The following is a 12,165-nucleotide window of genomic DNA, read 5'->3' on the forward strand; positions in this document are numbered from 1 at the left end:
GATGATAGGAAAGGAGCTGTTTACATGTCTGAAAATCAATTAATTGGCATGGCAGAGCACTCAACAAGTCTTGGCAGGGTAGAAATTGCTCCCGAAGTGATTGAGGTTATTGCTGGAATTGCGGCATCAGAGGTCGATGGTGTTTCATCAATGCGCGGAAACTTTGCGACTGGTGTTGCCGAAAAACTTGGCAGAAAATCACATGGAAAAGGGATTAAAGTTGAGCTTGGAGAAGAAGGGATTTTGATTGATGTTTATGTCGTCATGCTTTTTGGAGTTTCCATTCCAGACGTGGCCAAAAGAATTCAAGATAACATTCGTCAAGCTTTACTGAATATGACTGCTCTTGATGTGAGCGAAATTAATATTCATGTTGTTGGTGTACAGTTCGAACAGAAAGCCGAAGAGGAAGACCTAGCATTTTAATTAAAAATATAACGATGTTTAAGCCTTGGGGAGTAGCAATCTCCTTGGCTTTTTTTTATATTATTAAAAATCGTGTCATTTTATGGTATCATCTTTCTATACTGTTGAAAGGAAGTTAGTGAATGAAAAGAAGAACAGCAAGAGAAAAAGCGTTACAATCTTTATTTCAGATTGACCGAAGTCAGATTGATCCTCTCGAAGCCATTCGTTATGTGTTAGAGGATGGCAAAATCGATCCTTTTTTAGAGGACTTAGTCATCGGCACGTCAAAAAATCTCGTTGAAATAGACAAGCTCATTAGTGAAAATTTAGAAAAGTGGACAATTGAACGTTTAGGCAATGTTGACCGGACAATTTTACGGATGGCTACATATGAGATGATGTTTTTGGATGATATCCCACATAATGTCTCAATCGATGAAGCAATTGAATTAGCAAAAAAATTCGGTGATGACAATTCAAGTAAATTTGTAAATAGTGTTTTATCTAAAATAAAAAATAAAATGAAAGAGAATTAATATTGGGGGCACAGACATGACAGCAAAAATTATTAGCGGTAAGGAAATCGCAACACAGTTAAGGGAGGAAATGAAAGTAGAAGTTAACAAACTTCAAGAACAAGGGGTTACACCGGGATTAGCGGTAATCCTCGTGGGTGATGACCCTGCTTCCCATTCCTATGTTAAAGGTAAGAAAAAAGGCTGTGAAGAAGTAGGCATCTACAATCGTTCTATTGAAGTGCCAGCTACATTAACGGAAGCTGAACTTCTACAAATGATTGATGAATTAAACAATGATGCTGCTATTCACGGGATTTTAGTGCAATTGCCTTTACCAGCTCATATTGATGAGAAAAAAGTTATCGAAAGAATTTCACCGGACAAAGATGTGGACGGGTTTCACCCGATTAATGTTGGCAGAATGATGACAGGGCAAAGAGCGTTTATTTCTTGCACACCTTTTGGCATTTTAAAAATGGTGCAGCTTCAAAATATTGAAATCGAAGGGAAGCATGTTGTCGTCGTTGGCCGCAGCAATATTGTTGGAAAACCAGTTGGTCAGCTATTTTTAAATGAAAATGCAACAGTTACCTATTGCCATTCAAGAACGAAAAACCTAAAAGAAATGACGAAGCAAGCGGATATTTTAATTGTTGCTGTTGGTAGAGCAAATTTCATCGGCAAGGACCATATTAAAGAGGGCGCAGTTGTCATTGACGTTGGTGTCAATCGTGATGAAACGACAGGCAAACTTGTTGGTGATGTAATTTTTGATGAAGGAAAAGAAGTGGCAAGCTTTATTACGCCAGTTCCAGGTGGTGTCGGCCCGTTGACGATTACGATGCTTCTTTATAATACAATTGAATCTGCAAAATACGAGCTTGAGGCTCGTTCATGACCGAGCAAAAATTTTTAACGGTTACGGCCTTAACAAGGTATTTAAAAAGAAAATTTGATACAGATCCCCATTTACAGGAAGTATGGATAAAGGGGGAGCTTTCGAATTTTAAATGGCATAGCCGTGGTCATATGTATTTCACTTTGAAGGATGAAAATACCCGCATTCAAGGCGTGATGTTTGCTGGTGATAATCGTTATCTAAAGTTTAAGCCTGAAGATGGGATGAAGGTGCTTATTCGCGGTGAAGTCACAGTCTATGAAGCTTATGGCCAATACCAAATTTATGCGAAAGAAATGCAGCCAGACGGCATTGGTAATCTATATTTGGCCTTTGAAGAATTGAAAAAAAAGCTAGAGCTTGAAGGGCTATTTTCCGAGGAGCGCAAAAAAGTAATTCCAAAATTTCCTGAGCATATTGGTGTAATAACATCACCAACAGGTGCTGCAATCAGGGATATTTTGACAACAATCAAAAGACGTTATCCAATTGCCAGAATTACGATTCTTCCTGTTTTAGTACAGGGAGACGAAGCAGCTGCTTCGATTGCAAATGCAATTCAAAATGCTAACACAATGGGTGGATTTGATTGTCTAATTGCCGGACGTGGTGGAGGATCGATTGAGGATCTTTGGCCTTTCAATGAGGAAATCGTGGCACGCGCCATATTTGCCTCAGTCATTCCAATTATTTCGGCTGTCGGCCATGAGACTGATTTTACAATCGCTGATTTTGTGGCGGACCTCCGTGCCCCAACGCCAACTGCAGCGGCGGAGCTGGCCGTCCCCCATATTGAGGAATTGCACGAAAGAGTAGCTGTAAATACAGTAAGGCTCGTTAGAGCTGTGAATGAAAAAGTAAATATGGCGAAAAAAAACTTACAACATCTTCGAAAATCGTATGCTTTTCGTTATCCAAGGCAACTTATTAATCAAAAAGAGCAAGAGTTGGACCGGTTGTTTGAGAAATTAACGAAAGAAATGCGCCGTAAATTAGAAAGAGAAGAAGAAAAGTTCAAGCAAGTCAACGCTAGATTAAAAAAGTCCCATCCACTTGCCCAAATTAACCGCGAAAATGAACGACTCAAGCGGTTAACGCGGGAATTAGAACGGGCCGCTATGAAGCAACTGAATGAGAAACGGATGCAATTTAGCAATACGATAACAACATTGAACGCCTTAAACCCGTTAAAAGTAATGGAAAGAGGCTACAGTCTCGTTTACAATGAAGAGAAAAAAATTGTGAAATCCATTAAACAAATTGAGCTTGGTGATACTATAAAAGTTCTTTTGACGAATGGCAGCCTTGAATGTCAAGTTTGGGGACTAGAAGAGGGTGAAAATTGATGAGTGAAGCGGAAAAAATGACTTTTGAACAGGCAATGAAAAGTCTTGAGGACATTGTCGGAAAGCTAGAAGAAGGTGACGTTCCTTTGGAGGCAGCGATTGCATATTTTCAAGAAGGAATGAGCTTATCGAAAATATGCCATGAAAAATTACAATATGTTGAAAAACAAATGGAGCAAATTCTCGGGGAAGATGGAGAAATGAAGCCTTTTATCTTAGAAGAAGATGGAGGACAACAATGACCCAGCTTTTAAGTACATATTTAACGAATAAAAAACAGTGGATAGAAGAGAAACTCCCTATTTATATCGAGACTATGGAAGCACCGGAAATAATTAAGGAATCGATGATCTATTCCTTAAAGGCTGGTGGGAAAAGAATAAGGCCGATTCTTTTATTCGCAACGATAAACGCATTTGGAAAACCAGAAGAATCAGGCTTGGACGTTGCTTGTGCTCTGGAAATGATTCATACGTATTCGCTTATCCATGATGACTTGCCGAGCATGGATGATGATGATCTCCGACGCGGAAAGCCGACGAACCATAAGGTTTATGGGGAAGCGATTGCGATATTAGCCGGGGACGGTTTGTTGACCCATAGCTTTGAAGTCATCGCCAATTCGAAAGCGCTATCGGATTCTTTAAAAGTTAAAGTTATTGCGATGCTAGCGCATGCTGCGGGACCTAGTGGCATGGTTGGTGGACAAGTTGCTGACCTTTTAGGGGAAAATAAGCTTTTAACTGTTCCTGAACTTGAGTATATTCATGAGCATAAAACAGGAAAGCTTCTTCGTTTTGCGATTGTAGCTGGTGCTGTTATTGCAGGTGCTACCGATGAACAACAACAATGTTTGGATGCGTTTGCTAAACATTTAGGTTTAGCTTTTCAAATTAAAGACGATATTTTAGATATTGAAGGTAGTGTTGAGCAAATTGGCAAGCCAGTAGGTAGTGATGAAGGAAAAGCGAAAAGCACTTATCCGAAATTATTAACTGTAGAAGGCGCAAAGGAAAAGTGCAATGACCACCTAAAACAAGCGAAAATGTGGCTCGAAAAAGCAAACGTCAATCAAGATTTGTTATTGGAAATTGCCGACTATATTGTCAATCGCAATCATTGAGCATTTGTTAGTTTTATGGTAGTATGAAAGTAACAATTGGAGTGGTGCAGTATTCTAGTCGGTCTACTAATTCTGAAGACGGGCCTAAAAATCCGTTAAAGGGCACATCGATGAAGTTCCTTGTGTTGGCTTGAGGCGCCCAGCCTTGGGTTGATGCTGGGAGTTAAGGTTGAAGGGCGATCCACAAAGGCATGTGGGCGTTGACCCTTCTTCCGCGGAGGCCCATTTGCGTAGGAGTTGTAACAGGAGCAATCCTATGGAATGGGGTATGAACCTGTTATTGCAAGTGCGGGAAGCATTGCAAGCAGCGTAGCCTGCCTTGAGTGGAGTAAGCGGGGATTATGGTTAAAGCATAAAGTATCGAGTAGGCCGCTCGAACTGTTATGAACATGTCCATATGAAATCTTCTCTGCAAAAGAGGCTAGGGATTAGTTAAAGGCTGCCTGAGGAAAACTCCTAGACTGTTCACGACTGACATATACTGGGGATTATAGTACGGACTAAGTGGCAATCCAGTCTAGCTGCTGGTGACACAGCTAAGGTGGGTTTAAAGGGAAACCGCCGAAGTGGCAACACTTGGTACTCGCTTGGGAAAACCTACTGGACCTAAGCCGTAGTTTTTACTCAGTGTATGACCACTCCGCTTTCAATAATTTTTATCGGAATTTACCGAAAAAAGGTAGTTGAAAAATGAAAGATCTCTTACATAAATCGATACGTTTTAGTTTAAGCATTGCCGTTATCACATTTGTGTTAGCGGCTATTTTTTCAATTATTTCAACTATCATGCTCAGTGGTGTAAAATGGGGAGTGGGCATGCTATTAGTATTGTTCATTGTCCTTATCGGGATTTTTTTTGATATACTAGGAATTGCTTCTACCTCTGCAGATGAAACGCCTTTTCATGCGATGGCTTCAAAGAAGATAAAGGGGTCAAAGCAAGCGATTTTAATTACAAGGAATGCGGATCGTTTTGCAAATTTTTGTAATGATGTCATCGGTGATATTTCCGGAATTATTAGTGGAACTGCCTCGGCCATCGTCATAATTCAAATTGCGACGAGTTTAGGCTATGAAGAGGTTTCGGCTCCTCAATATATTATTTCAGTTGTTTTTACAAGTATTGTTGCTGCGTTGACAGTGGGCGGAAAAGCATTTGGAAAATCATTTGCGATTCGTTATTCAACGGATATAATTTTTCGAGTTGGACAGATTTTATACGTGCTTGAAGATAAGTTTAAAATTACACTTTTTAAAGAACATAAAAAACGTAAAGTTAGAAAATGAAAGTGAGTTGCTAACATGAACCTTGAGATGTTAAAAGACCCTAAAATGATCAAAAACCTTACAGATGATGAGTTAGAGAAGCTGGCAGAAGCTATTAGAAAGTTTCTTGTTGAAAAGCTTTCAACGAGCGGCGGTCATTTAGGTCCTAATCTTGGTGTTGTAGAGCTTACATTAGCACTACATAAAGTATTTGACAGTCCTAAAGACAAACTTCTATGGGATGTTGGGCATCAATCTTATGTTCATAAAATTTTAACAGGTCGTGCTGGCGGTTTTGATACCCTTAGAAAATATAAAGGATTGTCAGGATTCCCGAAAATGAGTGAATCAGAGCATGATGTCTGGGAAACAGGTCATAGTTCAACTTCGCTTTCCGGAGCAATGGGGATGGCGATTGCTAGGGATTTAAAAAGAACGGATGAAAAAATAATTCCAATTATTGGTGACGGTGCTTTAACAGGTGGAATGGCATTGGAGGCTTTAAACCATATCGGACATGAAAAAAAGGATATCATCGTTATTTTGAATGATAATGAAATGTCAATTGCTCCAAATGTCGGCGCCTTGCATCATATTTTAGGAAGACTGCGCACGGCAGGAAAATACCAATGGGTGAAAGATGAATTAGAATTTTTAATGAAAAAAATTCCGGCAATCGGCGGTAAAGTGGCAGCCACTGCTGAACGGATTAAGGATTCTCTAAAATATTTGCTCGTTTCAGGGGTGTTTTTCGAGGAGTTAGGGTTTACGTATCTTGGCCCAGTAGACGGTCATAATATTACGAATTTAATCGAGACCCTTCAATTTGCAAAAAAAACGAAAGGGCCTATCCTTGTTCATGTAATCACGAAAAAAGGCAAAGGATACAAACCAGCAGAATTAGATACAACTGGAAAATGGCATGGGGTTGGTCCATATAAGATAGAGTCTGGAGAAGGAATCCAGCCAGTTACCACTGCTCCTGCTTGGAGTAAAGTGATTAGTGACGCTGTTCTAAAAAATGCGCGAAACGATAAACGAGTTGTTGCGATTACGCCAGCAATGCCAATGGGTTCAAAATTAATGGATTTTGCGAAAGAACTTCCTAAGCGCTTCTTTGACGTTGGGATTGCTGAACAGCATGCTGTAACAATGGCGGCAGGGCTGGCAACACAAAATCTCAAACCGTTCTTAGCGATTTATTCAACGTTTTTACAGCGCGGCTATGACCAAGTGATTCACGATGTTTGCCGCCAAAAGTTAAATGTATTTTTTGGAATAGACCGGGCTGGCTTAGTTGGAGCTGACGGAGAGACGCATCATGGTATTTATGATATCGCGTTTTTAAGACATATTCCTAACATCGTTCTAATGATGCCAAAAGATGAAAATGAAGGTCAACATATGGTTTATACGGCCCTTCAATACGATAATGGTCCAATCGCGCTTAGATTCCCACGTGGAAATGGCCTTGGTGTGGAAATGGATACCGAATTTAAAGAAATCCCAATAGGTACTTGGGAAGTCTTAAAAGAGGGCAACGATGTAGCCATTCTTACCTTTGGAACAACAATCGAGATGGCTCTTGATGCTGCAAAATTGCTCTTGAAAGCTGGCATCAATGCAAAGGTTGTCAATGCCCGTTTTATCAAACCGCTTGATGAGCAAATGCTTCATGCCATTTTACGAACAGGTATGCCGATTTTAACAATTGAAGAAGCTGTGCTTCAGGGTGGTTTTGGCAGTGCTGTATTAGAATTTGCCCATGACCATCAATATTATGATACCAAAATTGCTAGAATGGGCATTCCTGATCAATTTATTGAACATGGAAGCGTATCAAAACTTTTAGAAGAAATAGGCTTAACAACGGAAAAAGTTGTTGAAAAAGTATGTCAGCTCCATGAAAAACAAATAGTAAGAAAACAGCAAAGGGCTTGAAACAATGGGTGTTAAAAAAGAAAGAGTCGATGTTTTATTAGTGGAAAGAGGCCTGTTCGAAACAAGAGAAAAGGCTAAAAGGGCAATTATGGCAGGACTCGTATATACACCTGACGAGCGCATTGATAAACCAGGCTTGAAAATCGAAGTTGAAACACCATTGGAAGTAAAAGGGAAAGTGATGCCTTATGTTTCAAGAGGTGGGCTAAAGTTAGAAAAGGCCATCAAAGTATTCAACCTTGATTTACATGATAAAATTGTTCTCGATATTGGGGCATCTACAGGCGGATTTACTGATTGCTCCTTGCAAAATGGAGCAAAGCTTGTCTATGCTCTTGATGTCGGCTATAATCAGCTAGCTTGGAAATTACGACAAGATGACCGTGTCACCGTCATGGAAAGAACGAATTTTCGTTATGTAACGACCGAGAATTTTTTACAAGGTTTACCAAACTTCGCAACAATTGATGTTTCTTTTATTTCTCTAAAATTAATTTTGCCTGTATTAAAAACGATTCTCACGACGGGCGGTGAGGTTGTTTGTTTAGTAAAGCCGCAATTTGAAGCAGGAAAAGATGAAGTTGGAAAAAAAGGAATCATTCGCGATAAGAAAATTCATTGTAATGTTCTGCAGGATGTGATTCAATTTGCTCATGAAATAGGGTTTAGCGTCAACGCCGCTTCCTATTCGCCGATTACTGGTGGCGAAGGGAATATCGAGTTTTTATTGCATTTATCATGGCACGAAGGCAACAACGAACAGTTCAATGCAATCGATGTAGAGCAAATTGTCAATGATGCTCATGAAACATTAAAAGACCAAAGGGTAACTGAATAAAAGTTATCCTTTTTTGCACTGATAAGTATAACTTTTTATCGGATATCAGTATAAGAAAAGACATCGAAATTTGTACAATTTATTAAAAATCGTTTAACATAATAATTATGAAAAAGTATACAAAAAAGGTGGTGGTTTTTTAGATGAACAAGGGACAACGTCATATAAAAATTAGAGAAATCATTGCCAATCATGATATTGAAACCCAAGACGAACTTGTCGAAATTCTAAAAAATCAAGGATATAACATAACACAAGCAACAATCTCAAGAGATATTAAAGAGCTTCATCTCGTTAAAGTGCCGATGGCGGACGGACGCTACAAATATAGTTTGCCAGCTGATCAACGCTTTAATCCTTTACAAAAATTGAAAAGATCATTAATAGATGCATTTGTAAAAATTGACTCTGCAGATCATCTTATTGTTATGAAAACATTGCCGGGAAACGCAAATGCGATTGCGGCCTTAATCGATCATTTAGACTGGGATGAAATTCTCGGGACGATTGGCGGCGATGATACGATATTAATTATATGTCGTTCGGTTGAAGCGGCTGAAAATATCTCCAATCGATTTTTAGATATGCTTTAAATACACCAAAGTGATTAGGGGTGTGACTGTAATGTTAGCAGAACTATCGATAAAAAATTTCGCAATAATTGAAGCGCTATCCATATCTTTTCAAAAAGGCTTAACAGTTTTAACCGGTGAAACTGGGGCAGGGAAATCGATTATTATTGATGCAATTAGCCTAGTAGCTGGCGGAAGAGGTTCATCGGAATTTGTAAGGTTTGGCTGTAAAAAGGCTGAAATTGAAGGTTTATTTTTACTTGATCATGACAAACATCCATGTATTGAAAAGGCATTACAATTAGGAATAGATATTGCCGACGGAATGGTCGTTCTCCGTAGGGAAATATTAACAAACGGAAAAAGCGTCTGCAGAATTAATGGAAAGCTTGTTACGTTAGGCATCATCCGTGAAATAGGTAGAACGCTAATTGACGTTCATGGGCAGCATGAACATCAGGATCTAATGAATGAAGACCGTCATTTACCGATGCTTGATCAATTTGATGAGCAAAAAACGCTTTCCGCCCTTGAAGAGTATCAACGGCTATACAAGCAATTTTTACAACTTAGAAAGCAATTAAAAAGCTTAAATGAAAATGAACAACAAATGGCTCACCGCCTTGATTTAATTCAATTTCAATTAAGTGAAATTAAAAATGCGAATCTTCAGCCTAGGGAAGAAGAACAATTAGTTGATGAAAAACTTCAGCTTTCCAATTTTGAAAAAATACATACTGCAGTCTCAACGAGCTATGAAGCTTTATCAGGGGAGCGGCAAGGATTGGATTGGATTGGACTTGCCATGAACGAGCTTGAAGATGTAGCACCATTAAATGAAAAATTAAAAAACATTTACGAAAATGTTTCGAATAGTTTTTACTTGCTTGAAGAAGCGGCCTCCTCTCTTCGGGATGAGCGGGATTTTTTAGAATTTGACCCAGCAAGGCTTGATTCCATTGAAGCACGCTTAAATGAAATTCGCTTTTTAAAGAAAAAATATGGACAAACAGTGGAAGATATTTTAGAGTATGCGGCAAAAATAGAAGATGAAATTGATCAAATTGAAAACCGTGAAGTTCATTTAGATCGATTGCGAAAGCAGCTTATCGAAGTTCAAAACGATTTATTACTCGAAGCGCAAAATTTATCGAATCTTCGCAAGCAAATAGCGGAAAATTTAAAGGATTATATTCATAAAGAGTTGCAGGAATTACATATGGCGAAGACCGTATTTGATATTGATTTTGCTTTATCAACTAGTAAGGTAAATGAGCAAGCTGTTATATTTAAAGGTCAGCCAATTGAGTTTTTAGAAACGGGAATGGACAAAATTGAATTTTTAATTTCGACGAATCCAGGTGAACCGCTTAAATCTTTATCAAAAATTGCATCTGGCGGCGAATTATCAAGAATTATGCTTGCTTTAAAAAGTATTTTTTCGAAACAGCAAGGCGTTACGTCGATTATTTTTGATGAAGTCGACACAGGTGTTAGCGGTCGTGTTGCGCAGGCAATGGCCGAAAAAATTTATAAAATTTCAAGCGGCTCGCAAGTGCTTTGTATTACCCATTTGCCGCAAGTAGCGGCGATGGCAGACACCCATCTTTTTATTTCAAAGGAAACAAAGGGAGAGCGAACGGTTACATCGATTGCCGAATTAGACTTAGAAGCCAAGGTTAAAGAAGTGGCACGGATGATTTCTGGAGTGGAAATCACGGAATTAACAATGCAGCATGCAAATGAATTGTTGGAACTAGCCAATCAAATGAAACTAGTTGTGCATGAATAGGTCCAAGTGAATAAATATGAAAAGCTATCCATTGAAGGATAGCTTTTTTCGTTTTATGAAGTTATAAATGCTGCTGCCAAGGGCAAAATTATAACTGTAAGGTGTTGATTTTCTCTTATACATGGTGTGGGATAGGAGCGAGGAGAGTGAATTGATTGAGAGTAGATTGGCTTAGAAAAATAACAGGATTAATTCTCCTTGTTCTTTTAATTGGTGTTGGCTTCCTTAAACCAATTCAAGAGTATGTTTCCATTCCTAAAGAAATGACTCTTTTTGAAGGACAAGAAAAAACAGTAACATCATTACCAGTCTTTTCACAAACGAACAAGAATGCCATTTATTCTATCGCAGAAAATGGCGGAGATACGCTTTCGATTAAAGGAGAAGAAAGCGGTGAAGAGAAGATGTTGTTAGAAATAGCAAATATACCCGTTAAAAACGTTGATATAAAAGTATTACCTGAATTCAAAATCATTCCAGGCGGCCAGTCGATTGGTGTTAAATTGAATACGCTTGGCGTTCTAGTTGTAGGCCACCACTTAATTGATACTGAAAAGGGTGCCAAATCTCCTGGAGAAGAAGCAGGAATTAAGGTTGGCGATATCATTATGGAAATTAATGATGAGCCAATTCAGCAAATGAGTGAAGTTGCTAAATATGTTGAAAAAGCGGGAGAAAATGATCAAACGTTAAAATTAGTCATCTTGCGCGATCAAAATAAATTTCAAACCGAGCTTAAACCGATAAAAGCTAGAGATGAAAAAAATTATCGTATGGGGCTATTCATTCGTGATTCTGCAGCAGGAATAGGTACGATGACCTTTTATCATCCAGAATCTAAAAAATATGGTGCCCTTGGACATGTGATTTCAGACATGGATACGAAAAAGCCAATCGTCGTCCACGATGGCCAAATCGTTCGTTCCACTGTTACTTCGATTGAAAAAGGGGCTAATGGAAGTCCTGGTGAAAAGCTTGCTCGTTTTTCCAATGAGAATGATATCATTGGCAACATTACCCGAAATAGCCCATTTGGCATTTTTGGTGAGTTAACGAAAGATATTGAAAATGGGATTGTCGATACACCACTCCCAATTGCTTTATCTAACGAAGTTAAAGAAGGGCCAGCGAAAATTTTAACAGTTGTTGGCGGAGATAAGGTTCAGGAATTCGATGTCGAGGTGATTAGCTCTGTTCCGCAAAAATTCCCTGCTACAAAAGGATTAGTTATAAAAATTTCTGATCCAGAGCTTTTAGAAAAAACCGGGGGAATTGTTCAAGGAATGAGCGGAAGTCCAATTATTCAAAATGGGAAAATTATTGGAGCGGTAACACATGTTTTTGTCAATGATCCGACTTCGGGGTACGGTGTTCATATTGAATGGATGTTAAACGAAGCGGGCATTAATATTTATGCAAAAACCGAAGACGAAAAGAAGAAAGCGAGCTAAACAGCTCGCTTT

At 38.9% G+C, this 12,165-nt stretch carries 12 protein-coding genes; all 12 read left to right on the plus strand.

Features of this window, described 5'->3' with window-relative positions; genetic code table 11:
* Nucleotides 1-24 precede the first annotated feature (24 nt).
* A complete protein-coding gene (locus tag GX497_07685) occupies nucleotides 25-426 on the plus strand; it encodes an Asp23/Gls24 family envelope stress response protein (GenBank protein ID HHY73092.1) in 402 nt (133 codons plus the stop codon).
* A gap of 122 nt (nucleotides 427-548) precedes the next feature.
* Nucleotides 549-944, plus strand: coding sequence for a transcription antitermination factor NusB (gene nusB / locus GX497_07690; protein HHY73093.1), 396 nt, complete (start codon nucleotides 549-551; stop codon nucleotides 942-944).
* Nucleotides 945-960: 16 nt separating this feature from the next.
* Complete coding sequence (folD, locus tag GX497_07695) at nucleotides 961-1,824, plus strand: bifunctional methylenetetrahydrofolate dehydrogenase/methenyltetrahydrofolate cyclohydrolase FolD (GenBank protein ID HHY73094.1); 864 nt, start codon at nucleotides 961-963, stop codon at nucleotides 1,822-1,824.
* Nucleotides 1,821-3,170: an exodeoxyribonuclease VII large subunit gene (locus tag GX497_07700; GenBank protein HHY73095.1), complete on the plus strand. Its 1,350-nt coding sequence runs from the start codon at nucleotides 1,821-1,823 to the stop codon at nucleotides 3,168-3,170. Before folD ends, GX497_07700 begins: the two co-directional genes overlap by 4 nt.
* Complete coding sequence (locus GX497_07705) at nucleotides 3,170-3,412, plus strand: exodeoxyribonuclease VII small subunit (GenBank protein ID HHY73096.1); 243 nt, start codon at nucleotides 3,170-3,172, stop codon at nucleotides 3,410-3,412. The genes GX497_07700 and GX497_07705 overlap by 1 nt, the downstream gene beginning before the upstream one ends.
* Nucleotides 3,409-4,293 (plus strand): polyprenyl synthetase family protein, encoded by an 885-nt coding sequence (locus tag GX497_07710; GenBank protein ID HHY73097.1) that lies wholly within the window; start codon nucleotides 3,409-3,411, stop codon nucleotides 4,291-4,293. Before GX497_07705 ends, GX497_07710 begins: the two co-directional genes overlap by 4 nt.
* A gap of 690 nt (nucleotides 4,294-4,983) precedes the next feature.
* The gene (locus GX497_07715; protein HHY73098.1) at nucleotides 4,984-5,580 is read left to right on the plus strand and encodes a hypothetical protein; all 597 of its coding nucleotides are present in this window, start codon (nucleotides 4,984-4,986) and stop codon (nucleotides 5,578-5,580) included.
* A 15-nt stretch (nucleotides 5,581-5,595) separates the two neighbouring features.
* Nucleotides 5,596-7,500, plus strand: coding sequence for a 1-deoxy-D-xylulose-5-phosphate synthase (locus GX497_07720; protein ID HHY73099.1), 1,905 nt, complete (start codon nucleotides 5,596-5,598; stop codon nucleotides 7,498-7,500).
* A 4-nt stretch (nucleotides 7,501-7,504) separates the two neighbouring features.
* The gene (locus GX497_07725) at nucleotides 7,505-8,338 is read left to right on the plus strand and encodes a TlyA family RNA methyltransferase (protein ID HHY73100.1); all 834 of its coding nucleotides are present in this window, start codon (nucleotides 7,505-7,507) and stop codon (nucleotides 8,336-8,338) included.
* A gap of 143 nt (nucleotides 8,339-8,481) precedes the next feature.
* Nucleotides 8,482-8,931, plus strand: coding sequence for a transcriptional regulator ArgR (argR, locus tag GX497_07730; GenBank protein ID HHY73101.1), 450 nt, complete (start codon nucleotides 8,482-8,484; stop codon nucleotides 8,929-8,931).
* 31 nt (nucleotides 8,932-8,962) lie between these two features.
* Nucleotides 8,963-10,702, plus strand: a complete 1,740-nt coding sequence (gene recN, locus GX497_07735; GenBank protein HHY73102.1) for a DNA repair protein RecN — start codon at nucleotides 8,963-8,965, stop codon at nucleotides 10,700-10,702.
* A gap of 155 nt (nucleotides 10,703-10,857) precedes the next feature.
* Nucleotides 10,858-12,153 (plus strand): SpoIVB peptidase, encoded by a 1,296-nt coding sequence (spoIVB, locus tag GX497_07740; protein HHY73103.1) that lies wholly within the window; start codon nucleotides 10,858-10,860, stop codon nucleotides 12,151-12,153.
* The last annotated feature ends 12 nt before the right edge of the window (nucleotides 12,154-12,165 follow it).

The organism is Bacillus sp. (in: firmicutes) (assembly GCA_012842745.1).
Classification (GTDB): Bacteria; Bacillota; Bacilli; order Bacillales; family Bacillaceae_J; genus Schinkia.